Raw genomic sequence first — 26,190 nt, forward strand, 5'->3', positions numbered from 1 at the left:
GTCGGCTACTGCCGCTCGAAGCGGTGCATCACAATCTCGGAGTCGTCCTCCCACTCGAAGTTGTCGTGGGCGCGTTCGAGGATCTGTTTGTAGTGGTCGAGGTCGCGGGCGCCCTCCGCCTGGGCGTCCTCGTCGGTCATGTCGCCGAGCGTTCGCTCGTCGACGGCGACGATCTCGAAGGTCGTCTCGTCGATCCGGAAGGCGTCTCCCTCGTCGGCGTACTGCTGGCCGCGGTGGATCTGCGTCACTTCGCCGTCGAGGGCCTGTTCCTGCATCCGGTCGCTGGGCAACAGCGTGTCGGGTTCGAGTTCGGGCACACCTACTGTTAGGGCTCGCGCCTCAAAACGGTTCAGCTCGCGGCACCACGCACAGATCAGTCCACCAGCCCGTAGCCGCGCCGGAACAGCTCGACGTTGAGGGCGACGACGGCCAGAGTTAATACCGAGAGGACGACCAGCGACTCGTTGGGCGGCAGCTCGGCCGCCCCGAAGAAGCCGAACCGCACGCCGTTGACCATGTACACCATCGGATTCAACAGCGAGACGGTGTAAGCCAGCCCGTCCAGCGCGTCAAGCGAGTAGAAGACGCCGCCGAAAAAGACCAGCGGGCGGAGGATGAACTGGTTCAGGACGGTGAGATAGTCGAAGTCCCGTGCCCACAGTCCGCCGACGACGCCGAAACTCGCAAACAACAGGCAGATAACGAGCATGAACGCACCCAGATAGAGCGGGCGTGAAACCGGGACACTGGTAAACAGCAGGCCGATCAGCCCGATGATGACCCCGACGATGAGTCCGCGGAGCGCCGACGAGAGGATGTACGCCAGCACCATCGAAGAGTAGGGCAGCGGCGAGGTCAACACTTCGTGAATGTACTCGTTCCAGCGGCCGTGGAAGATCGAGAACGAGGAGTTCTCGAAGGCGTTCGAGATGGCACCCAGCACGATGAGGCCGGGGAGAATGAACGCGATGTACTCGATCTCTCGGCCGCCCAGCGCGAACGAGTCGATCCGGCCTCCGAGGATGACGCCGAACACCGAGAAGTAGAGCACGTTCGTGATCGCCGGCGGGAGGAACGTGTTCCGGGGGCGGCGGAGGAACCGCAACACCTCACGGTGGAACAGCGTCCGGAAGCCAGTCGGGAACAGGCGGCCGAGGCCGGCGGTCGACTCGCCTGCAGTCACCCCGCCATCGCTCGCCACGCTGCTGTCGTCGCCGCTCATGCTTCGACCGCGCTCTCGGTGCGCGTCACGTCGACGAACACCTCTTCGAGCGACGCACGCTCGATGTCGACCTCGGTGACGGTGTAGCCGGCCGCCTCGAGTTGGCGGAGCAGGTCGGGGACGACCGAACTCCCGCGGGCGGCGGTGACGACCAACTCGCCGTCGTCGACTCGCGCGTCGTGGATGTCGGGCAGGTCTAAGTCGGGCGCGGTCGCTGGCGTCGAGCGCGTCGAGACACTGATCCGGTCGGTGCCCCGGTCCATCAGTTCGTCGGGACTCGCCTCCTCGACTTTCCGGCCTTCGTCCACGATGGCCACCCGGTCACAGAGGCGTTCGGCCTCCTCGATGTAGTGGGTGGTCAACAGGATGGTGGTCCCGGTGTCGTTCATGCGGTTGATGACGCCCCAGAGGTCCCGGCGCAACTGCACGTCGACGCCGGCGGTCGGCTCGTCGAGGATCAGCAGGTCGGGGTCGGACACCAGCGCCCGTGCGAGCATGAACCGCCGCTTCATACCGCCGGAGAGCCAGTCGAAGCGCGTGTCGCGTTTCTCGTAGATGCCGACAGTCTTGAGCGCCTCCTCGGCCCGGCGAGTGGCCTCGCCAGAGGCGATGCCGTGATAGCCGGCCTTGTGCTCCAGTACCTCCTGGATTGGAAAGAAGCGGTCCACGTTGTACTCCTGTGGGGCGAGGCCGATGGCGTCGCGAGCCTGCTGGTACTCGTCGCCCACGTCGTGGCCGAACACGGCCGCCTCGCCGTCGGTCCGGTGGGCCAACCCGACGAGGATGTTGATGAACGTAGTCTTGCCCGCGCCGTTCGGTCCGAGCAGGCCAAAAAACTCTCCGGCCTCGACCGAGATGTCGAGACCGTCCAGCGCCCGCACGTCGTCGTACTCTTTCACGAGATTACGGGCTCGGATGGCGAGTGTCATTATCCAGTGTCAGCAGTCCTGTTCGGGTAAGCCCCACGTTTTCGGCCTGGTTTGAGCTCCGCGCGTTCGCCCGGAAACCGCAGGCAACTGGCCGGACAGGCGGTTCCCGCGGTCGGAACATTGATATGAATTGGCTGATATCGACAGACCAAGGAACCGAACCGAGTCAGCACCGGCCACACCGCCAAGCCGTCGCGTTGCTGGCAACCAGGGGGGAACAGCACCACACCGCTACGGCGCACAGTGTGCGCTCGCGGACGCGACGACGGAGTGTCTCCGTCGACGACCAGGACATGGTCGGGGGGGCTCGTTCGGTCCGGACGGATCGAACAATGTACGATACCAAACGGCTAGCCAGCGGCGTTGGCGTGTTGCTCACGTTGTGGGCGCTCGTCGGCCTGTTGATACTGAGCACCGGGGTGGGCGTTTCAGTGCCGCTGAGCAGCTCTGGGGGATTCAACGTATCGGCCGACTACCTGACAGCGTCCGAGGCGACCGTCGTGCCGGCGGAGACGGAGATCGTCACGCCATCGGTGCTGTTCGAGGTGGAGCGAAGCTACATCCGCAATCTGAACCTGCAGAAGACGCTCAACGTCAGCGACGTCCCGGGACTCACGGGACGGTTACAGGTACAGGTCCGGAGCGAAGAAGCGACGGCACGTGGTGTCGCGTTCAAAACCGACCGAATTACCGCCCAGACTGCGACTTGGCGGGGGTTCGTCCTCGACGAGCGAACGGGACCGGAAATCTTCGACCGGTTCAAGGCCTACGCCGGGCCGGAACCGAACCAGGCGCCCAACACGAACGACCCACTCCAGATCGAGGGCAGCGATCCGGGTGCGGTCAGACCGAGTGACGGCGACCAGGCGTTCGAGTTGCGCGGGGCGAAGATTACGACCTCGACGCTCTCTGCGGACCAACTCCAGCTCTCGGACCTCTCCCTGAGAGTGCGGTACGACTTCGACAGTGATGGTGAGTTCGAATATGGCGCGTGAAGAGACGACCGACGGCGACCTGTCGTCCGACCACGTCGCCGGACTCCAGGCCCGGTTCGACCGGTGGACCGCGACCAGACCGGCGCTCGGTGCGACGCTGCTGACAGTTGGCAGCGCCGTCCTCGCCTGGCGTGTCCTCGCACAGCTGTCGTCGGTGCCGCTGGCTCGCATCACGCCAGTCGGGTTCGCCGGCACGGTCGCGCCGTTCGTCGCCGTCGTCCTCGGACTGTCCGTCCTCGCCAGACCGGAGACGGCCCGGACTGCCGGTGGCGTCGGCTTCGGCCTGGTCGGGTTCACGTTCGCCGGCCTCCTGCTCTCGGGCGTCCCGTTCGCCCACCCAGAACTGGTCTTCACCGGGTTCGTGATCGGCGGGGTCGGTGCGGTGGTCTGTCTCGCCCGGGACCACCAGCGCACCGTTCGTATCGAGCGTGGACCGATGTTCCGTGCCGGTCGCGCCGCGCTGGTCTGCGGGCTCGTCGTTGCACTCGTCTTTACCGCCGCCCCGGCTGTCTCCGGCGAACCGTTCCCTGCACAGTCGGACACGATAGACGGATTCGTCGTCAGCCAGTCGTCGCTCAACGCCGGCACGTACAGCTACCAGACCGACTGCGACACCGACCCCGGCTTCGCAATCGGCGGCGAAGACTGTCTCGATATCACCGTCGACAGCACGAGCCAGGAGAACATCAACCGGGCCGCCCGACAGCAGCTCGACAGTACGAAGGTCGCGGACGTGGAACTCGACGAGTTCCTCATCTACGAGAACCTCTTTACGGACCTGCGTGGCGGCCGGAACGTTTTCTTCGAGCTGTCTGCCTCGCAGGCCGTCGCCTCGAGTGAGACGGACGACGGCCGCGCTATCGACGTGTACGTTTCGGAGTTCCGGTCGGAGAAACTGACCGCCCGGCTGGACCTGATCAAGTTCCCCGGCACGCCCGGGATTCCGGCCGACAACATCGCTTACTGGACGTGTACGCCGCAGAACGACAGCGGCTTCGGGACGATCAACGACATCCGGCTCGGGCTGGACACCAACCCGCGGCTGACCAGCGGCCGCGACGTGTCGCTGCTGGCCCACCAGCTCGGTAGCTCGGAGACGGTGCTGACGGAGTTCAAGCTCAAGATCGGCGCCGAACTGGGGAACAACAGCGGTGTTCGCGAACCGATCCCGGCCGACGGCGGGCCGGCGGAGGCACAGACTGCGCCCGACAACTGCCTGTGACGCCCGATAGCTCGGAATTCGATGGCTCCGACGGCGTTTTGACCGCTACGGACGACGATGCGGACGTGGAGACGATCACGTTCGCCGAGTGGCGCCGCGCCCGGCCGTTCGGCGGCGCACTCCTGCTCGTGGTCGGCGGGTTGCTCGTCGCCTGGCCGTCGGTTCAGGTCGTCCTGAGTACACGACCGTTCGACGGATATCCGATCTCCACTCTCGGGACCGTCGTCGGCGCGGGCATCGTCTTCGTCGGTGTGGCGGTACTGTTGCGGCCCGAACGGGCACGGGTACTCGGGATAGCGGGGCTCGTGCTCGCGTCGGTGTCTTTCCTCGTCGCGTTCGGTGGCTACCTCGTCGGGATGGTCGTCGCGAGCGCCGGCGGCGTCCTCTGTTTCGCCTGGCGACCGACAGCGGAGTACGAACGGCTGGTTCTGGACGAAGAGAGCGGAGAAGACGAACAGTAGTCAGCGGCCGAGTTTCTCGCGGCTGATCTTGACGCCCCGGGGCGTGATGATGATCTGGTCCTCGTCTTTCTGGACGATGTCGCCACCGACGCCGCGGGCGACCTGCTGGAGTTCGTCGGTTATCTGCTCCATCGTGCGGTCCTGGGTCGTATGCCGCGTGATGTCGGCGATGACGATGTCTCCAGCGTACACCGCGTCCTTGATGTCGATGACGTCCTGTTTCTCGCTGATCTTCGCGATGTGCATCTGCGTGTCAGCCTGTGCCTCCGGCGCCTGGACGCCGTCGAGTTCGACGTAATCGTCGGTGCGACGCGTCGACCCCGACTCACCCAGGAGTTTGTTCATGAAACCCATACCCGCCAAACCGACTGGCAAAAGCATAGGTTTTTCGTCAGACACACGTACGCAGACTAGTATTTCCGGAACGCAGGCTGTCAGGCGCAGGAAATGGCCGACCGGTGTCCGTCGCCCGTCAGACCGAAAACTCGTACAGGTCGTCGCCGACGTAGTGGATACTGTCGACCACTTTGCCTTCGTCGCCGACCATATCGCCGCCGTCGGTGCGGGCTCGGCCCACTGCGAGGACTTTCCCGTGACTCTCCTCGGCGATGGCGACCAACTCACCGGCTTCGATGTCCGAGTCTGCCGCGACGATCCCCGGACGCATCACGTCGGCGCCGTCGCTGACGAACGAGATGGCCCCGGCGTCGACCGTGACGACGCTGTGCTCGGGCGGGTACTCGTTGGCACCGCGGACGGTCAGAAACGGCTCCTGCTGTCCGTGTTCGGCTTCGATGTAGACGACTGCGGGCTCACCATCGACCAGCACGAGGTCGTAATCAGTCCCCTCGAGTTCGACCTTCTCGTGGGTGTCGGCGTCCATGCTGACGCCGAGTTTCGCCTCTAGTGCCGACTCCAAGTCGTCTACCGCGTCGGCACGGAGGTGATGCCGTGATTTCACCTGCATATCCGGCACGTCGCCCGCTCGGCGCATAAATCGCCCGCTCCTCGTTCCCCCGTTATCATGAGTGATATTGAGTAGCAAAGCCTTTTATTTGTCTTCGGGATAGATAAAATCGGATGGCACACTGGTCGCAACCGAGCGATGTCGGACGAGTGTCGAGCCTCGAATCGGACAGCCCACCGGCCAGCCCTCGTGCTACCGAGGTGAGCCACAGATGAGTGTCGTCGAGAACGCCGCTGCGGCGGACGATGTCCAGTTCGATCAACTACCGGAGTTCGATTTGGAGTGTATGTACGACGATTGGGACGAGCCAACGGAAGTGACGATCTTTTCGACCGCGGACGGAGACAGTCTCTACACGGCCTGGCTCACAGCCAATCGGGACTACGCCGTCTCACTCGCCGACGTACGGTGAACGGTTCGCGGTTGCTTCTCCGACTCGAAAAGTGATAAGTACTCACCAGCCAAACGGAGGCGCATGTGGGGTTCCCGGCGGAACCGGAACGACGCGCAGGTCACCTGCATCGCCTGTGGTGACTCGGTCGCCCGGAGCGACGCACGCGAGTACGACAAACACGGCGACCGCTGGAGCCGTGAGGACAAGGAGTTCGAGTTCTTCTGCAAACACTGTTACCGGGACCTCTGTCACCAGCCACGCAAAGGGCTGGAGTCGCTGCTCGTCGAGAGCCACGCGGGTGACTGCAACCGCGAGGAGTTTATCGCGAGTTTCTACGAACTGCTGGCAGACCACGGTGACTCCCCCGAAGGACGGGAGTCGTAGCGTCGGGCGCCGACACCACTAACTATCGGGTCCACTTACCGAACTGCATGAGCGACCAAGCAGAGGCCGGGACTGCGGCTGGTCAGGGCCCCGTCGACATCGACGAGGAACTCGCCCGCCACCTCGCCAACAAGCGCGAGGACCTATTCGAGAAGTTCGATATCCGGGACGACTTCCCGCCGGCCGTCCGCCAGGAGGCCGAGGACCTGACCGACGACGTACAGAGCGAGGTCGAGGCGGAACTCGACGACCGCCAGGACCTCCGCGAGATGACAACCTGGACGACCGACCCCGTCGACGCCCAGGACTTCGACGACGCCATCTCCATCGACGTGCGCGACGACGAGATCGTCCTCTGGGTCCACATCGCCGACGTGACCCACTACGTCAACCCCGACACAGAAATGTGGTCGGAGGCGCTCAAACGAGCGAACACCGTCTACCTCCCGGCCTACACCATCCACATGCTCCCGCCGGTGCTGGCCGAGACCGTCTGTTCACTGGTAGCACACGAGGACCGCCTGGCCCACACCGTCGAGATGCACCTCGACCCCGACACGCTGTCCTACGAGACCATCGACATCTACAAGTCCGTCATCCGCAGTGACGCTCGGCTCACGTACGCCCAGGCCGAGTCCCTGCTGGACGACCCCGAGAGCGCCGACGACCTGCTCGAGGACCCCGAAGTCGACCTAGCGGCCAAGTGTGAGCAGGTCTGGAACCTCGCCGACCAGCTCCACGAACAGCGCAAAGAGGACGGCTCGCTCGTCCTCAACCCGCGCCGGGACCGGGCCCACACCATCATCGAGGAGTGTATGCTCAAGGCAAACAAGGCCGTCACGCACACTCTCCAGTGGGACCGGGGCCTGGAAGCGATGTTCCGCGTCCACCCCCAGCCCACGCCCGACCAGTGGAACGAGGCCCTCCAGGAGATTCAGGAACTAAACGGGGTCTCCGTGTCGGCCAGCCACGAGGACCCGCGGAAAGCCGTCAACGAAACCCTGGAAGCGGCCCCCGAACGCCAGCTCAACCAGATTCAGCGGGCCGTAATGAAAGTCATGCCCCGCGCGAAGTACATGAGCGACCCCTTCGGCGGCCACCACGCCCTGAATTTCGAGATCTACGGCCACTTCACCAGCCCGATCCGCCGACTCTCGGACCTGGTGAACCACTGGATCGTCTACACCGACGAGGTGGTGGCGGACCTCGGAGACCTCTGTTCGCACGCCTCCGACAAGCAGAAAGACGCGGAACAGTGCGAACGCGAGTACCGCCAGTTCCTCGAAGAGGTCGGGCTCGACCCCGCCGCGGTCAACAACCGTGGACTGGAAGTCGTCGACGAGGACGCCTGACCGAACCGCCCGGCCGCTAGTGCGACCACGACTGCGAGCGACAGAACAGGCTGACGGCGGCCCGGCTCGACGCCCGTCACGTCGACCGCGAACCCCGACGGCCCCTTCCGAGCCACACCGAGCGAGAACGAACGGACCGTCCGCCGGTCCTGAAAGATAAATTGTACATAATCTGATGCGAGCAGTCACACGCCGGTGCCATCAAGAACGTGAACCGCGAACTGGCCGACCGGGCGGAGATCGGTGCCGACGACCACGTCCTGGACTGTGGCTGTGGCGTCGGTGGGAGCAGCGTCTGGCTGGCAGCCGAGCGGGACCCAACGGTCACGGGCGTCGACCTCGTCCCGTTACAGCTCCAGGAGGCACGTGAGTTGGCCGCCGAGCGCGGCGTCGCCGACCGCGCCGCGTTCGCACGGGGGGACTTCACCGACCTGCCGCTGCCAGCCGACTCGGTCGACGTGGTCTGGGGGCATCGAGGCGGTTCACTGGGCCAGTCGGCTTCTCCGGTCGTTGGGCCGCGTCGCGAGCGCGGACGGCCTGCGTAACGAAACCCAGGCGGACAACCGGCGCGCTACCAGCACGAGACGCTCGCCGACGGGTTGTGACAGTACGGCATCGTCTCGGCAAAGCGATAGAACCGCTCAGACGTTGTCGGGAGCTTCTGCGTCGTCCTCGACGGAGCGTTTCATCGAGTCACGCCGGCTCTTCGCGTCCCGTCCGGTACACTCCTCCAAGAAGTCGTTTTTTGCGTCGACAGCGTCGGCTGCGGCGTCGGCTTTCCCTTCCGCGATGACGTCCTCGGCGGGCCGTTCCACGAAGTCGACGCCTAGCTTGTCTTTTTTCCCGTCGTACGCCACGGTTCCGGCGGTGATACGGTCGAAAACCGGGTTCTCCGGGTCGCCGACGACGTACAGGTCGCTCCCCTTGTACTCCTTGATCTCCGACACCTCACCGAAAAAGTCCTCAATCTTCGCCTTCATGTCCGGTACTCGTTCTTCGAGGTGTTCGCCCCGGCGCATCTTGTACTCCCGCATGGAGAGACGTTTGGATAGGGTTCGGTTTACTCTTTTCGCGTCGCGTCTTCGGTCCGATGTTCGAGGGTCCCCCGACGACAGGATGGACAGAAGTCGCCAGCCCGCAGCGACGACTCCTCGACCAACGTCGTGAACTCACACTCCGTACAGTAGAACTCACCCTCCGGAACGGTGACCGCCGCGGTCCCCGCCTGCTCCGCGTCGCCGTCGATCCGCTGTGTCAGGCTGTCGCCCGGTTCCCACTCCGAACTGTCGCCCTCGTCCTCCTCGGGCCAGTCGACTTCCGGCGCCGTTCCGGACTTCTCCTCGTAGCTGTACTCGTCGGGCCACTCGTCGCCATCGAGTTTCCCTGCTGGCACCGTCTCGCTCCCGTCGGCCGTCTCCGTGGCGGCCCGTTCGATCGCCTCCGGGTCGGGCTCGGACCGATCTTCGGGCGTGGTCTCGTCCGCCGGCCACGCCCCGGGCTCGCGCTCCGGTTCCCCGTCGTCGAGGATGACTGCGCCGTCGTCCTCGGCCGTCTCCGGGTCGTCGACGCTCGTCTCGCCCACGGTAGCGACGTCCGGTGCCGGTTCCGAGCCGTCGGACCCCTCGTCGGCCGCCGTCTCGGGGCCGTCGCTGCTGGCGTCGAGCAGTTCCACGTCGTCCTCGGCCGCGCTCACGTTCGGACTGGATGCCGGCCCACTACCGGTGTCTGCACCGGCCGTCTCCGCGGTGTCCGGTTCCGGCGCCGACTCGGACACAGCGTCGTCCGATGCCGCCAGCGAGGTCACCTCCTTGTTCTCGGAGATGACCCGGCGCTCGCCACACCGGCCGCAGGCTTCGACCTCCTTCACCGTGATGACGACCTCGCTACCCTGTTCCTCGCGCTCCTCCTCCACTTCCGTCCCACTGAACTTGTGCCCGAGTAACGAACACTTGATACTCATTGACAGGATACTGGTCGCCCGCCGATATTAAGCCTACTGCCTGGGAGTCTGACGCCTGTCACGCTAGCGAATCTCGGTCTCGCCGACTTGGTCGGTGGGTGGTGCCCCGCTCGCGCGTCTGTGCCGGGTCTCGAAGTCTTAAGACCCACCCGGACAAACGGTGCTATATGCGAGCCAAGCGGGAGTACCGCGACCGTGACGAAACCCAGGTCGCAGTACTCGACGCCCTCGCGGACCGCCGCGACGACGGGATGACGGTGTTCGAAATCCGGTCTCGGGTGGACGCGGACATCGACGAACTGGAGACGGCCCTCTCGGACCTCAAGACCGACGGCCTGATCGAGGCCACCGAAGACGACCAACGCACTGTCATCCTCCCGGAGGACCACGCCATCGGGCAGTACGACCCCGACGAGGAATCCTCCGTGCTTGACCGGATCCGCTCCTGGTTCGGGCGCTGACGAACCCGGCAATTTAACGCCACCGGGTGTCCATTATCTCACAATGACTGTTCTCGAGGCCGTTCACGAGGACCATGGTGCGCTGTTCAAGGCTCACGGGGGTCGTCGCGTCGTCGATCATTACGGTCGCCCCGAGCGCACTCACACTGCCGTCCGCCGCGTGGTCGGATTCTGTGAGTTCGGGCACGGCGTCGTCACCGTCACTGGCGACGACCGCGTCGAATTCGTCGACAACGCCGTCTCCAACCGCATTCCCACGACCGACGGGCAGGGTGCCTACGCCCTCCTGCTGGACCCCCAGGGTAAAATCACGACCGACATGTACGTGTTCAACGCCAGCGAGCGCCTACTCGTGTTCACGCCACCGGCTCGCGCCGCTCCTATCGCCGAGGACTGGGCCGGGAAGACCTTCATCCAAGACGTCGAGATCGATGTCGCGACCGACGAGTTCGCCACCTTCGGCGTCCACGGCCCCAAAGCCACCGAGAAGATCGCGAGCGTTCTCACCGGCGCGGCCTCACCTGGTGCCCACCTCTCGTTCGTCCGTGGGTCGATGGGCGACTACGGCGTCACCGTCATCCGCGACGACGGCCTCGCAGGCGAGGAGGGATACACCGTTGTCTGCACAACCGACGCCGCCCGCGACGTGTTTGATACCCTGGAGAACCGCGGCACGAATGCCGCCCCATTTGGCTACCGCACCTGGGAGTCGCTCACGCTGGAGGCCGGGACGCCGCTTTTCGAGACCGAACTTGACGGCGAGGTCCCCAACGTCGTCGGCGTCCGCAACGCTCTGGACTTCGAGAAAGGCTGTTACGTCGGCCAGGAAGTCGTCTCCCGCGTCGAGAACCGCGGCCGACCGAGCCGTCGGCTCGTCGGTCTGACCGTCGACGCCGTCCCCGCGGCCGGTGCGGCGGTTTTCTCCGGCGATAGCGCGGTTGGCGAAGTCACCCGCGCCGTCGACAGCCCAACCCGCCAGGAACCCATCGCCCTTGCGCTGGTCGACTACGACACGAGCGGCGACCTCACCGTCCGAATCGATGGAGAGGAGCGGGACGCCTCGGCGGTCGAGTTGCCGTTCGTAGAGGGGTCCGACGAATCCGCCCGTCGTCCGGCATACCCCGACGCCGAACCCTGACCGCTCCTACCCGAACAGCTTTCTGAGCTGCTCGGTCGAAAAGAGCGTGGTCGGCCGGTCCATGTGGACGGCAATCTCGCCCGAGAGTGCCCGTATTCCCGCACGCTGGACCGGCTCTGGCATCGAGTAGCCGGTCCGAACGAGCTTCCCGAGGCGGATCTCCGTGCGTAAGTCCGCCCGCCAGGCGTCCTCGTAGTCCCCGAGCGTTCCCGGGTCGGTGGGGTCGACCTCCCGGGCGGCGTGGTCGGCGGCCGTCATCCCGTAGAGAATACCGCCGCCGGTGAACGGCTTGGTCTGTGCGGCCGCATCGCCCAGTAAGAAACTCCGACGGCCCGTCACCCTGGGTGGCGGACCGATGGGGATGAGTCCGGAACACCGCCGGTCTGTGTCGACGTCGTACGCGTCGGTGAACTCCTCGAAGCGCGCTCGCACGTCGTCGCCAGGTGGCACGGCCAGCCCGTACTCAACCCCGGCCTCGCCGCGGGGGATCTGCCAGGCGAAAAAGTCGGGGACCGTGAGGTGGACGTCGACGAAATCGTCGTGGTCGGGCTCGTCCGTGAATCCGAGGACACCGTGGAGCAACTCCTCGGGTTCGGGGAGGGCCAGTTCCGAGCGCACGCGGGACTTCGGGCCGTCCGCGCCCGCCACCATGCGCGCCTCGTAGCTGTCGGTTCCGTCCGGTCCGCGTGCCCGAATCCGCACGGCGTTTCGGCCCTCGGTCACGTTGACGACCGTGTGCTCTTCCCGGAGGTCGGCGCCGGCCTCCCGCGCGGCAGCGGCTAGCGTCCGGTCCAGCCCGACCCGGTCGATGACGTTCGAGATGACTTCGTCCTTGTAGAAGGGGTGAGCCTCGCTGTCGGGGCCGCCCGTGTGAAAGCGTGCGCCGTACACCTCGTTCTGGAGGAGGTCCTCCCGGGCACCCGGCGGGGTGTACGCCCAGACGTCCGTGCTGACGTGGCCGGAACAGGCCAGCGGCTCGCCGACCCGTCCCTGCTCGAAGACGAGCACGTCGGCGCCGTCCGCAGCAGCCTGGCGCGCGAACCGCGAACCGGCTGGCCCGGCCCCCACTACCACGAAATCGTACATATCTACGCTCTGTCCCCGGACGCTCATATACCTTCTCGGTCGTCTCCGAACGTTTATATTCCGAAACGGAGCCACCCGTCTCCGTGCGCTGACTCTCGCCGTGGCACGGACTGCCGTCGTGCGACCGACCGTGTCACGACCCGCAGCGGTCGCCTGTTTGCCACCTACCGTCGGTAGCTGCCGTACCGACGTTGCCGAACGCAAAGCGGGTCCCGCATTCGTACTCGCGGTCCAGCTCGACGGTCCAGCCGTGAGATTCAGCCATCGTCCGGACGATGGAGAGCCCGAGGCCGGTGCCGTCGCCGCTGGTGGTGTAGCCGTGCTCGAAGACGTCGTCTACGTGTTCTCTGGGGACACCGGGACCGTCGTCTGCGACGTAGAACCCGTCGGGCGTCGACCCTGCCTCCACAGTCACGTCGACAGAGCCGTGTTCGACAGCGTTGCGGAAGCAGTTCTCGAAGATGGTCAGGAGCTTGCTCCGGTCGGCGCGGAACTGACGGTCGTCGGCGACGGTCAGCGTGGCGTCGCTGGTGTCGACGTTCGCCTGTGCGTCGCGGGTCGCGGTCTTGAGGCTGACGGTCTCGGTCGTCTCGACGGTCTTGCCCTCGCGGGCGATGGTAAGGATGTCGTCGATAATGTCCTGCATCCGGTCGGTGGCGGACTCGACGCTCCCGATTTCGTCTTTCAGTTGCTCCCGCACTGCGGCGTCGACATCGAGGTCGTCGATGCGGGCCTCGACCAGTTCGAGGCGGCCCGTCGTCACGTTGATGCGGTTCCGAAGGTCGTGGGAAATCGTGGAGGCCACCTGATCGAGACGCTTGTTCTGCTTCTCGAGTTGCCAGCGGGACCGTTCGGGTTCGGTAATGTCTCGCAGGAGGACCGAGCACCAGCCGGTCCGCTCGTCGCTGCTCTTCGAGACGGCGGACACCGTAACCGAGTAATAGCGGTCCTGCCCGTCGTAGGTCAGCGAGAGTTGCTGGGTCGTGCCCTCGCCGTCGGGTGGGATGACAACGGCCCCGGACAGCGTCGGACAGACCCGCTGGAACGCCGCCGGCACCTCGCTGGCGATTCCAGGCCAGACGTGCGTGGTCGCCTCGTTGAAATCGACGACGCGCTGCCGGTCGTCGACGACGAGGACCGGGTCTCTGAGATTCTCGATGACAGTGTTGCGTGCCACCGGTTTCACATCGAGTGAACCGCCTCGGGGTCAAGTGGATCGAGACGCGAAGCGTCTCGTCATCACGGAAATCAAAGATTTCCGTTCGACGCCGAGGTACTCGCCCTACTCCGCCTGTAGAACGGCAACAGCCCGAACACCGCGTGACTGAACCGAACCGGGAACACGGACGTGTACTGACTCAGCGAATCAAGCGTCATGATCGACAGCGCGCCGACGACGAACGCCCCGACAGTCAGGATCGCACTGAGCGCTGCGACTATCCACCCGAACCGCCTGAACAGCCGATCGACGGGGAGTAAAAAAGAACACAGACAGTGCCCAGAGCAGTCCGGTCCCGAGCATAAACAGGAACCACTGCGCCCCGTCGCGGTCCCACTGCCGCGTGTACGCCCAGTAACCGACGACGGCCTGGGTCACCGCCGTCACTACCAGCAAACCGAGCTAAACCCACCACAGTCCAACCCAGGTCTCGGACATTGCCGGCTCTTAGGAACTGGGACGCTTCAAACGTGCCTCCGATTTTCAGACCCGAGAGACGGCCGCTCGCGTGTTCGGAGACGCGCCGTTCAGCCGCGTTCTGCTCGCGGGTCGGTCCTCCCCGCTCGCGTGTTCGGAGACGCGCCGTTCAGCCGCGTCTCCTAGTCGTCCCCAGTCCCAGTCGCTTCCGCGTCGCCGTCCGCGGCCACCGGCTCCCGGTCGCTGCGGGGCCCCTCCAGTTCCACCGCGGGCAACAGGTCGCGCAGGTACCGCCCGGTGTGGGACGCTTCGGTGCGGGCGACCTGTTCGGGTGTGCCGGTCGCGACGACTTCTCCACCCTTCTCGCCGCCCTCGGGCCCGAGATCGACGATGTGGTCGGCGTTTTTTACGAGGTCGAGTTCGTGTTCGATTACGACCACCGTGTTGCCGTCGTCGGTCAACCTGTGGAGCACGTCTATCAACCGCCGCTCGTCCTCGGGATGGAGCCCGGTCGTGGGCTCGTCCAGCAGGTACAGCGTCTCGCCGCTGTCTTTTTTGCCCAGTTCCTCCGCGAGTTTCACCCGCTGGGCCTCCCCGCCCGACAGCGTCGTCGAGGGCTGGCCCAGTCGCATGTAGCCGAGGCCCACGTCCTTCAGGAGCTTCAGCCGCCGACGAATCTGGCGGTGACTCTCGAAGAACTCGAACGCCTCTGCGACGCTCATCGAAAGGACGTCCGCGATAGTCTCGCCCTTGTAGGTCACGTCGAGCGTCTCGTCGTTGTAGCGCGCGCCGCCACACTCCTCGCAGGGCACCTGCACGTCCGAGAGAAAGTTCATGTCGATTTTGACGGTCCCCTGACCGCCACACTCCTCACACCGGCCGCCCTTGACGTTGAATGAGAACCGCCCCTTCTCGTAGCCGCGCTGTTTGGCCAGTTTGGTGTCGGCGAACAGGTTCCGGATGTGATCGAAGACGTTGGTGTACGTGGCCGGGTTCGAGCGCGGAGTGCGGCCGATCGGCGACTGGTCAATCAGCCGGACGGTCTCGACTCTGTCCAGTCCCTCGATGTCGTCGTGGTCACCTGGGTCGACCGACGTGTTGTCGTTCATTCGCCGGGCCAACCCCTTGTAGAGGACGTCGTGCATCAGTGTGGACTTGCCTGACCCGGAGACGCCCGTGATCGCGGTGAACGAACCGAGTGGCAGGTCCACGTCCACGTCGTCGAGGTTGTGCTGGCGCGCGCCGCGAATCGTAACGTGGCCGTCGGGGTCGCGTCGGTCCGCGGGCACGTCGATGAATCGGTCGCCCGCGAGGTAGTCGCCAGTGATCGATTCCTCGGCGGCTTTGAGTTCGTCGATGGAACCGTTGACAACGACCTCGCCGCCCCGCTTGCCCGGGCCAGGCCCCATGTCGACGATCTGGTCGGCCCGCCGCATCGTCTCTGTGTCGTGTTCGACGACGAGCAGTGTGTTGCCCAGGTCCCGCAGTTCTTCGAGCGTGTTCAGCAGGCGGTCGTTGTCCCGCTGGTGGAGGCCGATAGACGGCTCGTCCAGCACGTACAGCACACCGACGAGGCCGGACCCAATCTGGGTCGCCAGTCGGATTCGCTGGCTCTCCCCGCCCGACAGCGTCGAGGCCTCCCGGTCCAGGGTCAGATACTCCAGTCCGACCTCACACATGAATCCGAGGCGGGCGCGGATCTCCTTGAGAATCTCCGCAGCGATCTTCGTGTCCCGTTCGTCCAACCCGTCCTCCATCCCCTCGAAATGCTCGAGGGCGTCACCGATGGACATACGATTGACCTCGGTGATGGACGTTCCGCCGGCGGGTCCCTCCGACGACGCGCCGCCCGTCTCGCTCGCAGAACTGCCGTCCACGAGGACGGCCCGCGATTCGGCCTTGAGCCGGGTTCCATCGCAGGCCGGACAGGTGGTGACGGCCATGTACTCCTCGATGTGTTCACGAGCGCGGTCGCTGTCTGTCTCGACGTGGCGACGTTCCAGATTGTTGATAACACCCTCGAACCGCTCGGTCTTCTCTCGAGTCCCGTTTTTCGTCGTCCACTCGAAGTGCACGAGTCTATCGGTCCCGTAGAGGAACTGTCGCCGGATTTCCGGCTCCAGCTCCTCGAAGGGCGTATCGAGGTCGATGCCGAAGTGTTCGGCAACGTTGTCGAGCTGTCGAGAGTAGTAGGTCCGGTTGTAGCTCCAGGGCTCGAAGACGTGCTTGAGCGGCTTCGACGGGTCTTGGATCACCAGGTCCTCGCTGACCTCCTTGGTCGACCCGATTCCCTCACACTCCGGGCAGGCTCCGTGGGGTGAGTTGAACGAGAACGAACGGGTCTCGATTTCGGAGATGTCGATGCCGCAGTGGGTACACGCGAGGTCCTCGGAGAACTCGACGACGAGGCGGTCGGTGGCGCCCTCGTCGTCCGCGTCTGCGAGGTCCCCCGTCGAGCGAGCGCTCGCACCGCCGAGCTCGGCGTCCGCTGGCGGGTCCGGCAGGATCACCTTGAGAACACCCGCACCCTCGTCGAGAGCGGTTTCGACCGAGTCGGTGATCCGTGACCGGGCCTCGTCGCTAATCTTCACACGGTCGACCACCACGTCGACGGTGTGGTCGTAGTTTTCGTCCAGACCGGGTCTGTCCATCGTCAGGTCGTAGGACTCGCCGTCGACCTCGACCCGGGCGTACCCCTCGGCGACGAGGTCGTCGAACAGGTCCTCGAAAGCGCCTTTCTGGTCGCGAACGACGGGCGCGGCGATCTTCGCGCGGTTGCCCGCCGGGAGTTCCAGAATCCGGGAGACCATGTTCTGGGCACTCTGCTCGCCGACTTCCCGGCCACACTCGGGGCAGTGTGGCGTGCCGACGCGGGCGTAGAGGAGACGCAGATAATCGTGGAGTTCGGTGACGGTCCCTACTGTCGACCGCGGGTTGTTGGCGGCGTTTTTCTGGTCGATGCTGATCGCAGGCGAGAGCCCCTCGACGTTTTCGACCTGTGGCTTGTCCATCTGGCCCAGGAAGTTGCGGGCGTACGCGCTGAGTGACTCGATATATCGCCGCTGCCCCTCGGCGTAAATAGTCTCGAACGCGAGTGAGGACTTTCCTGACCCCGACAGTCCCGTCACGACCGTCAACTCCTCTCGCGGGACCGTCACGTCGACGTCCTTGAGGTTGTGTTCCTCGGCCCCGCGGACCTCGATGTGCTCTCTGGTCATCTGTACCAACCCTGGGTCTGATTCAGTGAAACCCTGTCGGTTCCCACCAGTGACTCCCGGGCCACCCAATACGACGGCTCGTTACCTAAAATTTAGGCGCTAATGCCTCGTCCTCAAGGAGCAACGCAGGGAGCGAAGCGACCGAGTAGCGCAGTAGGGCGGGGATACAGCGTCCCCAGAAATCGGTGATTTCTGGTGTGCGAACGAATCGCGGAGCGATTCGTCCACGCCGTCATCGTCTCACATACACTCCGCAACGACCGGCCCACAGGCCAACCGGCACGTTTGTCAGTCCTGACAAAGTATATACATCGTACATGGAACAGTTCACAATCAACGGCCACGAAGTTGTGGACGGCGACGTGAAAGCCACCGGCAACGGCGCTCACGTCTACGTCCCGAAACGCTGGCGTGATGCGGACGTGAAAGTCGTCCGTACTTCTGACCCCGACGACGAATAAATGAACTACAATTACAGGTATCGGCTAAATCCGTCTGACAACCTCCGCGAGCGATTAGCGTGGACTGTCGATACCTGTAGGCAGGCCTACAACCATTTCCTCCACCGCCTCAACCGCCACGACGACACTTTATCGTACTCCGAGCAGAAGCGCCTGCCGGACCTGAAAGACTGGTGGACTGACCTGCGAGACGTTCACTCGAAGGTGTTGCAGAAAGTCGTCCAGCGGTTGTACGACAACCTCTCGACACTCAAAGGCCGGAAGCAGAACGGCTACAGCGTCGGGGAGTTGAAGTGGAAAGCACCGGGAGAGTACCAATCGTTCACCTACAGTCAGTCCGGTTTCAAACTCAAAAACACGAGTGGTCGGACTCGACTCTGGCTCTCGAAGATTGGTGACATTCCCATCACGTTCCACCGCGACCTGCCCGACGACGCCACCATCAAGACCGTCACGGTCAAACGCGAACCCACTGGCAACTGGTACGCCATCCTCGGCGTCGAAACGCCCAACGACCCACCCGAGAAGCCCGACGAAGTGACTGACGCAGTTGGTATCGACGTTGGTATCCTGAAATACGTCCACGATAGCGACGGGACCGCTGTCGAGTCGCCGGACTTCTCCGACGAACGCGAGCGGTTGGAACGCGCTCAACGTAATCTCTCGCGGAAGGAACACGGCTCGAACAACTGGGAGGAACAACGCAAGACGGTCGCTCGACGCCACGCCGACCTGAAGCGCAAGCGACGTGACTTCCTGCACAAACTTTCGGCGTACTACGCCCGTGAGTACGACCTTGTGGCAATCGAGGACTTGGACGCGAAGGGACTGGTCGAACTTCCGGGCAACTCTCGGAACCGCGCCGGGGCCTCATGGGGGACGTTCCTGCGAATGCTCGAATACAAGTGCGAGCGGGAAGGCACGCACTTCGTCGCGGTCGAGCCGGCAGGAACGACTAAAGAGTGTGTGGCGTGCGGTGTCGAGACAGACAAACCGCTGTGGGTCCGCGAACACTCGTGCCCGTCGTGTGGGTTCACCGCCGACCGGGACTGGAACGCGGCATGGAACATTCTTTCTCGCGCTCTCGAACAGGTAGGGACGGGCTGTCCCGAATCAACGCCTGTGGAGACTGCGCTCCCTACGGACACCGATTCGGTGTCTGCAAAGCGCGTCGTGGAAGCAGGAAGCCCCACCCTCAAGAAGCGAACCGCGTCAGCGGTGAGCGAGTAGGGTGGGGAGGAAGTCACCACACCGCCTGACAGCCAACTGTGGCGACCCCGAACGAGTACGACGGCGAGGGGGCGGCTGCTTCCCCGCGAGCACGAGGCCACTATCGACGGCGCGACCGACGTTCCGAGAGCACACATCGTCGCCGCCACGATTGTCATCGACGTGGTCCAGGGAAACCGACTCTCCAACCCCATTATCACTCGTAGAAATCAGAACCTGCCGGCAGCACCTCTCTCCCACGAAGTATCATCGGTGAAAACTCACTCTCGACTCACGTATCACCGCTTTCCGTGCGCGAACGGTGGCCCTGATTTATAATGCCAGCTATCATCTCTCGGCCACAATGCCAGCCACAGTCTACGCAGTTGCCGGCGGCAAAGGCGGTGTCGGCAAGACGACCACGGCGGCGAACCTCGCGGCGACGTTGCGAGCGACGGGTCGAGAGGTCGTCCTCGTGGACGCCGACCTGGCGATGTCGAACCTCCAGGGTATCGTCGGCATCGACCACGATCCGACGATTCACGACGTCCTCGCCGGGAACGCCGATCTCGAAGACGCCGTCGTTGGCGAGTCGTCCGACGCCCTCGACGCAGCCGGTCGACTCGACGTCCTGCCGGGAGCCAGCGAACTCGACGCCTTCGCCGCCGCGGACCCCAGCGCGATCACGGAGGTCGTCGACGTCCTCGCTGACCGGTACGATGCCATCGTCCTCGACACCGCCAGCGGTGTCTCCCGGGAGAGTGCCATCCCGATCGAGGCGGCCGACGAGACCATCGTGATGACGACACCCGACCAGGCCGCCGTGTTCGACGCGAAAAAAACCGCGGAGTTCGCCCGCGGCCTCGACTGCTCCGTCGCCGGCATCGTCGTCTCCCGGACCTGTCAGGGGCTGTCCGACGAGGAAATCGTCGAGACCGTCGGTGCCGATCACCTCGCTACGGTCCCCGACTTGGACATGCCCGGTGTCGACCCGCTGCTGCCCTACCGTACCCTGGTCGTCCGGTTGCTCATCGGGCACGACGTGGCGACCGACCCCTCCGCGGTGCTCGATATCGAGCCCGGACAGACCCCTCGGATCACCAAGACGCTCAAACCGACGCCCGAGACGTCGGCTGCGAGCGTCGAGGTGAGCGCACCAGTGTCGTCCGGTGGGAGTCGGGACGAGGCGGCGGGGACGACGGCTACCGACGGGAACGGCGGGACGGTCGCCGCCGAGGAACTGACTGACGAGACCGAGGACGAAGAGAAGGGAAGCCGCTTGGGCCGGTTCGTCGACGCGCTCGGTCGGTGACCGCGCCTACGTCCTGTGGACCACGCTGATTGCCACCTGTCCAGACAGACTCCCGCAGACACCACACAGCAGGCCGTAGCCGAGAACGTACAGCATCGTGCCTGCGCGGGACGGTTGGTAGAGGACATTGTCGACGTTCAGGGTGAACACAAAGGTACCGGCCAGTGCGATCAGCACGTACCCAGTTCCCATGGCTGCCCCGGTCGCCACCGCGGCCGTCGTGCTCCGCCGCACGGGGACCCGAACGAAGGTGAACAGGGCGCTCGCGACGGTGAGCACGACCGCCGGGAGGAACCGGTAGAGCAGTGGGTCCCCGACCAGCGGCAGATAGTCCATCGTCATCGGAACGCTGTCCGGTAGCGCTGTCGTCACGCCGGTCACGACGACGTTGTGTGCGTTGTAAAACAGGAACCCGACCCGGATCGGCAGGTCTCCCTCTGGCAGTGACAGGGGTGCAGCGACGACCGTCGCGAACAGTCCAACGTACCCGAGTAGAAACGCCCCGAAACCGGCACTGAACGCGGGAAACCAGGGGAACGTCTCGAGCCAGAACTCCACTCGCACGTCTAGTGGCAGTTCCTCCCGCTCGACGCCAGCCTCTCCGACCGGTGCCGTGACTCGCTCTTCGTCCGTGGCTCTCGGTTCTCTGACTGTCACATTGTCTCACATACTCGTAGTCGGAAAAAAACGTTCCGGCGTCACACCTGTTCGGGTAACCACCCACCCGACACCTCGATGTTCGCGCCGCTGAGGTAGTCACTGTCCGGATCGAGGAACAGGAGCGTAGGCCGAATCAGGTCCGAGAAGGCGGCCGGCCGGCCCCGAGGGAGGTCGTCGGGGAACTCCTCCGAGTTCTCGACGACGTACGGCGAGACCGCGTTGACAGTGATTCCGTCGTCGACGGTGTCTCCGGCCAACATCCGCGTGAACATCGCAACGCCCGTCTTCGCGACGAAGTACGGGAAGTTTTTCGGGCTGACCAGTGCTCGGTCGGCACCCGCGTACCCAATGTTGACGATCCGTCCGTGCCCGGCCGCCCGCATTCCCGGAAGCGCCCGTTTCGAGCAGAGGTAGGTCCCGTCGAGATTCGTCTCCAGCACGGCCTTCCACGTCGCGAACGACATCTCTTCCCAGTGGACCGGCGCGAACGCGCCCACGTTGTTCACAAGCACGTCTACCGTTCCGAGGTCCGCCTCGACTGTCGAAAAAAGCGCGTCCACCTCGTCGGGGTCCGTCACATCGGCCTCGACGGATACCGCGTCGACGCCCGCCTCGCGGGCGCGCTCGACCACCTCGGTCGCGGCCGCGTCGCTCGTCCGGTAGTGAACGGCCACGTCGGCACCGCAGGCCGCGATGGAGAGCAGAAGCTCCCGGCCGACGCCTCTCGCACTCCCTGTCACCAGGGCCGTCTGCCCCGAGAGGTCGGGTGTGTGCATACCCCTGCTAGTGACGCCGGGCGCTTAATCCGCCCGGCCTCGATCAGTCCTCGGCAGTCGAGTCCGTGTCGGCGGGCGGTTCCGTCGTCTCGTCTTCGGTGTCACCCGATTCGCCCGCGTCTGTCGGGTCCGCGCCGTCGTCGGTGGCCGAGTCGCCGTTCGCGCTGGCCGTCGCGCCGCCGTTTGCCGCGGCGTCGGCTTCCGAGACCGAGTCGGTGTCCAGTAGCGACTCAGTGACCGACGCGTCCCCGCTGGACGCGACCACGTCGGGGTTTGGCGTCCCGGTTGCGGGCTCCGGGCCGAGCGTCGGCGAGGGACCGCCGCCGCCCGTGGTCGCCGTCGCGCCGGCGTCGTAACCGACGAGGCGGTCCCACAGCACCAGCGCCGCCGGGAGAACGAAGATCGACGTGAGGAACGCGTAGACGATGCTCACGGCGGTCAGGATGCCGAACTGACCGATAGCGGGGAACAGCGCCAGGCCCAGCACGCCGATCCCGAAGACCGTGGTGAGCATGCTGCCGAGCAGCGCCCCGCCGGTGCCTCGGACCGTTCGGTCCAGCGCCGTCACGAGGTCGTACTCCCGGCGTTCGTCGGCAAAGCGGTGGGTCACGTGGACGGAGTAGTCGATTCCCAGTCCGATAGTGATCGCCAGCATCGTCGCCGTGATGGCGTTGAACGGGATTCCCGCGAACCGCATCGTCGCCGCGACCAGTGTGACCGTCGTGATGATCGGAACCACGTTCGCGATGCCAAGCGTCGCCCGGCCCTCGATGACGTAGTAGACCAGCAGCAGGAACAGCGTCGCGCCGAGTAAGGCGAGCGCCAGGCTCTCGATAGCCGAGGTGAAAATCACGTCCGAAACCGCCTGGAAGACGACCGTCTCGCCGGTCGCGACGGTGTGGAACCGGAAGCTGCCGGCCATCTCGCGGGCATCGGCGGTGATCTCGCTCTGTTCAGCACCGGACTCGACCGTGTAGACGACGCGACTGGCCCGACGGTCCTCGGTCATGTAGTCGAGCGCCTGCCCGCGGGCCGGCGAGGACAGCAACGCGTCGTAGACATCGCCGAGGTTCCGGTCGGGAACGCCGTTCCCGTCGACGTCGTTACGGGCGACCAGAGCGGCGAACGACTCGTTCTGCTCGGCGCGGTTCTGAATCACCGTGACGATGCTCGTCGAGTCGGCGCGGCGCTCGTCGTCCGTGATGACGGTGTCGGGCGGGTCCGAACTGGCCCGGTGGATGTCTTCCAGAGCCGTCGGCCTCTCTAACCGCCCCTCGACGTACATCGTCACCGAGTCCGACTGTGTGGAGTCGAACGTGTCTTCGAGGAAGTTCGTCGTCTCTGTGACGGTGTACTCGTTGGGCTTGAACGGTTCGGGTAACTCCATCACCCAGTCGGGGTTGTCCTCTGGCGGGAGGAAGTCCTCCTGTGCGAAGGAGGTGTTGACGCCGGTCGCGTAGTAGCCTGCACCGACGGTCCCGAGCAGGACGAGAACCAGGAAGATGGCGGGCGCGCGGTTGGCGACGACGACCCCGACGCGGAGAACGCTTCCCAGCGCGGAGTCTTCCGACCCCACCGGAGTCTGGCTGAACGTCGGGATCGGGATCCTGTCGCGCCTCCGGTCGAGCCACACCTTCGCCGCCGGGAGGAAGATTCCGAAGATCAGAAAGGTAAAGACGATTCCGATGCTCGCGACGACCCCGAAGTCCCGAATCGGCGGCAGGTCGCTGACGAGGTTGGCGGCGAAGCCGATGACGGTCGTTCCGGTGACGATGAAGAAGGCCACGAGCAACTGGTCGGTCGTGACCCGCATCGACTCCTCGATGGAGTAGTCTTGGACTCGCTCCTCGCGGTACCGGTTGATGGCGTGAATGCCGAAGTCGATCCCGACCGCCAGTAACAGCGGCGGCACGGCGATCAGCATCTGGCTGAACGGGATGCCGGCCAGGCCCATGAACCCGAAGGTCCAGACGATGCCCATCACCAGTGCGACCACGCCCAGCAGCAGGTCGAGCAGGTCCCGGTACGCGATGATCAGGAAAAACGTGATGAAGATCACCGCGGCCGGCACGACGATCAACAGCGAGTCGATAATAACGTTCGAGAACTCGCCGGCCAGCACGCCCGAGCCGAACACCTGAATGTTACCGCCAGTGGTCGAAACCGCGAAGATCGATTGCTCTTGGATCGGCGTCAGTGGGCTTGACCCGCCCTGTCCCGACCCCGACGACAGCCCCGCGGGCACCTCGTGGCTCACCGTGCCGATAGTGGCTGTCGCGGTCGCGGACCCGCGGTTGAAATCGTTACTCAGGAGGCTCGTAAACTGCGGGCTTCGCCCGGCCGCCTGCGCGACCGCGCGGTCGATTTCGCCGGCGGTCGCATCCTCGACGACATCGATTTGTGCCGAAAGCGTCGTCGCAGACGGGTCGAGCTGTGTGGCGACGATACGGGCCGCACTCGCCGTCGAGGTCACGCGCAGGGAGTCACGCTGTTCGAGACGGTCCTGTGCACGGAGCATCGCCAGCAGCGACTCCTTGTCGAGGACGTTCCGGTTTTGCTGAATCAGCGACGTGCTCCCCGTGTCGGCAGCGAACGACGGAGAGAACTTCTCGTTGACCTGGGTGAACGCCTCCTCGGCCGGGAGCCCGGTCGTGAACTGCGAGGTTCCGGCGGAGGTACTAACGCTGCCCAGCCCCACCGTGAACAGGGCAGTCACGACGAGGAAGACGACGATAATCCGGCCGGGCCGTTCGACGATAGTCTCGTCGACCCGGTCGATGACGCGCTGGTAGTCCATGTTAGCGGAAGCGCATGTAACCGCCGATGGCGACGACGACGACGACACCGACGCCGATCAGCGGGAGCGGGAAGCCACCGCCGCCGCTGCTCTCTTCGACGTCGATGGGGAGGCGGTAGCGGTCCGAGAGCAGCGTGTCGCCGTCCGCGTCGTCGTACTCGAAGTCAACCGACAGCGGGTACTGTTTGGGCAACGCGTCGCTGGCTCCGACGCTGAAACCGATCGTCGTCGACTCGCCGGGCCCGAGTTCGTCGATGTACGCCTCGGAGTCTGAGACGCTGATCGGGCTGTCTGCGAACATCTTCGCCGAGATAGCCGACAGTGTCTCGTTGGCCGTGTTGGTGACCTCGACACCGATGGTGGTCGAGCCGCCGTCCTCCACCGAACCGTTGACGATGCTGACGGCGAACGCGTCCGAGCCGGGTGCCACGTCCACCCGGGCCGGGAGGTCGTCGCTCGTGCGCGAGTCGCCCTCGGTGTCGCGGTAGTCGGCGACGAAGACGAACTGCTTGGGGCCGCTCGCCGCGGCGTCGTTGACCTCTATCTCCATGTCGAAGTCGGCCGCCTGCCCCGGTTCGAGCGTGCCGACGGAGTACTCCCGGTCGGTGGGGTTGAGATTCTGTAACTGGCCGGTGAGTCGGACGACCACGTCACGGGCCACCAAGTCACCGCCGTTCCGGACGGTGCCCGAAATGGTGCCGTCCTCGCCGACCCGGAGCGAGGGCTCGACGTTCGACAGCTCGAAATTCGTCTCCGGCAGCGGGGTCACGCCCAGCGAGCGGCTCTTGGACTGCCGGGTGACACCGTCGCTGTCGTCGTAGCTAGCGGTCACGCGGAAGGCGTAGCGCTGTTGTTCGGCGTTGTCCGACGCCGTGACGCGGTACTCGATGGTCTTTCGCTCGCCAGGCTCCCACTCACCGGCGTACCGGGTCCCGGAACTCGACTGACCGAACGTGAGGTCGCTGTTCAGCGACTCCAACTCGACACTCGCGTCGCTGGCCGTCTCGGTGCCCGTGTTCTCCATGATGACACCGACCGTCCCGGTCGATCCGATCTGCACGTCGGACTCGGTGTCGACGATCTCGAAACGAGCGCTGTCCTCGACCCGGAGCGTCACCTGGAACGTGTCCGTCTCGCTCTGTTCGTTGTAACTTCGCAGACCCGCGTCGGACTGGGTAATCTTCGAGTAGTACTCGTACTCGACTTCCGCCGTTAGGGTGTAAATCCCGGGCTCTGCGTTCTCGGCTACGCTGATGTCGAACGGCACCTGAGTCGAGGACTCGCCGGACAACTGTCCGACGGTCCGCTGGTTGGTTTCGATTGTCACCGGTGCCGACCCGGAGCGCAGGTCGACCGTCATTCCGCGGGCCTTGGTGACCTGTGACTCCAGCCCACTGGCGGACCCGTAGTCGACTTCGCCCTGGTTGTTGACCTGCAGATTCAGCGTTCTGTCCTCGCCCTGCGTGACACGGCTGTCGTCGAGAGACGCCGATAGCTCCGGGTTACCAGACACGACGAACCCGCCGAGCGCCGGCATCGGGACTAAAAAC

At 64.8% G+C, this 26,190-nt stretch carries 26 protein-coding genes; 12 read left to right on the forward strand and 14 right to left on the reverse strand.

Going from position 1 to position 26,190, the window contains the following annotated elements:
• Positions 1 to 5 precede the first annotated feature (5 nt).
• The 3 genes from Q0964_RS06880 to Q0964_RS06890 are packed head-to-tail and all read right to left on the reverse strand — an operon-like array spanning position 6 to position 2,151.
• On the reverse strand, positions 6 to 317 hold the full coding sequence (locus Q0964_RS06880) for an ASCH domain-containing protein (RefSeq protein ID WP_299265167.1): 312 nt from the start codon (positions 315 to 317) through the stop codon (positions 6 to 8).
• Between the two features lie 56 nt (positions 318 to 373).
• Complete coding sequence (locus tag Q0964_RS06885; RefSeq protein WP_299265169.1) at positions 374 to 1,222, reverse strand: ABC transporter permease; 849 nt, start codon at positions 1,220 to 1,222, stop codon at positions 374 to 376.
• Positions 1,219 to 2,151: an ABC transporter ATP-binding protein gene (locus Q0964_RS06890; protein ID WP_299265172.1), complete on the reverse strand. Its 933-nt coding sequence runs from the start codon at positions 2,149 to 2,151 to the stop codon at positions 1,219 to 1,221. Before Q0964_RS06890 ends, Q0964_RS06885 begins: the two co-directional genes overlap by 4 nt.
• A 332-nt stretch (positions 2,152 to 2,483) precedes the next feature.
• Here Q0964_RS06890 and Q0964_RS06895 point away from each other — a divergent pair, with 332 nt between their 5' ends.
• From Q0964_RS06895 to Q0964_RS06905, 3 genes are read left to right on the forward strand one after another with little or no spacing between them, the layout of a single operon-like run.
• Positions 2,484 to 3,146: a hypothetical protein gene (locus tag Q0964_RS06895; RefSeq protein ID WP_299265173.1), complete on the forward strand. Its 663-nt coding sequence runs from the start codon at positions 2,484 to 2,486 to the stop codon at positions 3,144 to 3,146.
• Positions 3,136 to 4,368 carry a hypothetical protein gene (locus Q0964_RS06900; protein ID WP_299265176.1) on the forward strand — a complete coding sequence of 411 codons (1,233 nt, stop codon included), beginning with the start codon at positions 3,136 to 3,138 and terminating at the stop codon, positions 4,366 to 4,368. The genes Q0964_RS06895 and Q0964_RS06900 overlap by 11 nt, the downstream gene beginning before the upstream one ends.
• A complete protein-coding gene (locus Q0964_RS06905; protein ID WP_299265179.1) occupies positions 4,365 to 4,829 on the forward strand; it encodes a DUF6114 domain-containing protein in 465 nt (154 codons plus the stop codon). Before Q0964_RS06900 ends, Q0964_RS06905 begins: the two co-directional genes overlap by 4 nt.
• On the opposite strand, the gene Q0964_RS06910 is transcribed toward Q0964_RS06905, so the two are convergent.
• Together Q0964_RS06910 and Q0964_RS06915 are read right to left on the reverse strand one after the other, a co-directional pair.
• Entirely contained in the window at positions 4,830 to 5,183 is a 354-nt protein-coding gene (locus Q0964_RS06910) for a cell division protein SepF (protein WP_299265182.1), read from the reverse strand.
• 118 nt (positions 5,184 to 5,301) lie between these two features.
• The gene (locus tag Q0964_RS06915) at positions 5,302 to 5,796 is read right to left on the reverse strand and encodes an RNA-binding protein (protein WP_299265185.1); all 495 of its coding nucleotides are present in this window, start codon (positions 5,794 to 5,796) and stop codon (positions 5,302 to 5,304) included.
• A 211-nt stretch (positions 5,797 to 6,007) separates the two neighbouring features.
• On the opposite strand from Q0964_RS06915, the gene Q0964_RS06920 reads away from it, so the two are divergent.
• From Q0964_RS06920 to Q0964_RS06935, 4 genes are all read left to right on the forward strand, one after another.
• Positions 6,008 to 6,208, forward strand: a complete 201-nt coding sequence (locus Q0964_RS06920; RefSeq protein ID WP_299265187.1) for a DUF7511 domain-containing protein — start codon at positions 6,008 to 6,010, stop codon at positions 6,206 to 6,208.
• A gap of 63 nt (positions 6,209 to 6,271) precedes the next feature.
• Complete coding sequence (locus Q0964_RS06925; RefSeq protein ID WP_299265190.1) at positions 6,272 to 6,574, forward strand: DUF7562 family protein; 303 nt, start codon at positions 6,272 to 6,274, stop codon at positions 6,572 to 6,574.
• Between the two features lie 47 nt (positions 6,575 to 6,621).
• Complete coding sequence (locus tag Q0964_RS06930; RefSeq protein ID WP_299265193.1) at positions 6,622 to 7,926, forward strand: RNB domain-containing ribonuclease; 1,305 nt, start codon at positions 6,622 to 6,624, stop codon at positions 7,924 to 7,926.
• A 209-nt stretch (positions 7,927 to 8,135) separates the two neighbouring features.
• Positions 8,136 to 8,471 carry an SAM-dependent methyltransferase gene (locus tag Q0964_RS06935; RefSeq protein WP_299265196.1) on the forward strand — a complete coding sequence of 112 codons (336 nt, stop codon included), beginning with the start codon at positions 8,136 to 8,138 and terminating at the stop codon, positions 8,469 to 8,471.
• 96 nt (positions 8,472 to 8,567) lie between these two features.
• Here Q0964_RS06935 and Q0964_RS06940 read toward each other — a convergent pair whose 3' ends face one another.
• A complete protein-coding gene (locus Q0964_RS06940) occupies positions 8,568 to 8,960 on the reverse strand; it encodes a DUF5611 family protein (RefSeq protein WP_299265199.1) in 393 nt (130 codons plus the stop codon).
• 26 nt (positions 8,961 to 8,986) lie between these two features.
• Complete coding sequence (locus tag Q0964_RS06945) at positions 8,987 to 9,886, reverse strand: DUF7093 family protein (RefSeq protein WP_299265202.1); 900 nt, start codon at positions 9,884 to 9,886, stop codon at positions 8,987 to 8,989.
• Between the two features lie 167 nt (positions 9,887 to 10,053).
• Here Q0964_RS06945 and Q0964_RS06950 point away from each other — a divergent pair, with 167 nt between their 5' ends.
• Together Q0964_RS06950 and ygfZ are read left to right on the forward strand one after the other, a co-directional pair.
• Positions 10,054 to 10,347, forward strand: coding sequence for a DUF6432 family protein (locus tag Q0964_RS06950; protein WP_299265205.1), 294 nt, complete (start codon positions 10,054 to 10,056; stop codon positions 10,345 to 10,347).
• 43 nt (positions 10,348 to 10,390) lie between these two features.
• Positions 10,391 to 11,485: a CAF17-like 4Fe-4S cluster assembly/insertion protein YgfZ gene (ygfZ, locus tag Q0964_RS06955; RefSeq protein WP_299265208.1), complete on the forward strand. Its 1,095-nt coding sequence runs from the start codon at positions 10,391 to 10,393 to the stop codon at positions 11,483 to 11,485.
• 6 nt (positions 11,486 to 11,491) lie between these two features.
• Here ygfZ and Q0964_RS06960 read toward each other — a convergent pair whose 3' ends face one another.
• The 3 genes from Q0964_RS06960 to uvrA form a co-directional block, all read right to left on the reverse strand.
• A complete protein-coding gene (locus Q0964_RS06960; RefSeq protein ID WP_299265211.1) occupies positions 11,492 to 12,571 on the reverse strand; it encodes a geranylgeranyl reductase family protein in 1,080 nt (359 codons plus the stop codon).
• A gap of 133 nt (positions 12,572 to 12,704) precedes the next feature.
• Positions 12,705 to 13,748: a PAS domain-containing sensor histidine kinase gene (locus Q0964_RS06965; protein ID WP_299265214.1), complete on the reverse strand. Its 1,044-nt coding sequence runs from the start codon at positions 13,746 to 13,748 to the stop codon at positions 12,705 to 12,707.
• A 641-nt stretch (positions 13,749 to 14,389) separates the two neighbouring features.
• Positions 14,390 to 17,425, reverse strand: a complete 3,036-nt coding sequence (gene uvrA, locus Q0964_RS06970; RefSeq protein ID WP_299265217.1) for an excinuclease ABC subunit UvrA — start codon at positions 17,423 to 17,425, stop codon at positions 14,390 to 14,392.
• Between the two features lie 317 nt (positions 17,426 to 17,742).
• Between uvrA and Q0964_RS06975 the strand changes: the two genes are divergently transcribed.
• From Q0964_RS06975 to Q0964_RS06985, 3 genes are all read left to right on the forward strand, one after another.
• Positions 17,743 to 17,886, forward strand: coding sequence for a DUF2080 family transposase-associated protein (locus Q0964_RS06975; RefSeq protein WP_299265220.1), 144 nt, complete (start codon positions 17,743 to 17,745; stop codon positions 17,884 to 17,886).
• Positions 17,887 to 19,116: an RNA-guided endonuclease InsQ/TnpB family protein gene (locus Q0964_RS06980; protein WP_299265223.1), complete on the forward strand. Its 1,230-nt coding sequence runs from the start codon at positions 17,887 to 17,889 to the stop codon at positions 19,114 to 19,116. It begins immediately after the preceding gene.
• 343 nt (positions 19,117 to 19,459) lie between these two features.
• On the forward strand, positions 19,460 to 20,407 hold the full coding sequence (locus Q0964_RS06985) for a MinD/ParA family ATP-binding protein (protein WP_299265226.1): 948 nt from the start codon (positions 19,460 to 19,462) through the stop codon (positions 20,405 to 20,407).
• 6 nt (positions 20,408 to 20,413) lie between these two features.
• On the opposite strand, the gene Q0964_RS06990 is transcribed toward Q0964_RS06985, so the two are convergent.
• From Q0964_RS06990 to Q0964_RS07005, 4 genes are read right to left on the reverse strand one after another with little or no spacing between them, the layout of a single operon-like run.
• Entirely contained in the window at positions 20,414 to 21,064 is a 651-nt protein-coding gene (locus tag Q0964_RS06990) for a DUF7978 family protein (RefSeq protein WP_299265229.1), read from the reverse strand.
• 41 nt (positions 21,065 to 21,105) lie between these two features.
• Complete coding sequence (locus tag Q0964_RS06995; protein ID WP_299265232.1) at positions 21,106 to 21,843, reverse strand: SDR family NAD(P)-dependent oxidoreductase; 738 nt, start codon at positions 21,841 to 21,843, stop codon at positions 21,106 to 21,108.
• 43 nt (positions 21,844 to 21,886) lie between these two features.
• Positions 21,887 to 24,640, reverse strand: coding sequence for an efflux RND transporter permease subunit (locus Q0964_RS07000; protein WP_299265235.1), 2,754 nt, complete (start codon positions 24,638 to 24,640; stop codon positions 21,887 to 21,889).
• 1 nt (position 24,641) lies between these two features.
• A complete protein-coding gene (locus tag Q0964_RS07005; RefSeq protein ID WP_299265238.1) occupies positions 24,642 to 26,153 on the reverse strand; it encodes a COG1361 S-layer family protein in 1,512 nt (503 codons plus the stop codon).
• Positions 26,154 to 26,190: the final 37 nt, after the last annotated feature.

Origin of the sequence: Halorientalis sp., from assembly GCF_028275115.1 — an archaeon.
GTDB lineage: Archaea > Halobacteriota > Halobacteria > Halobacteriales > Haloarculaceae > Halorientalis.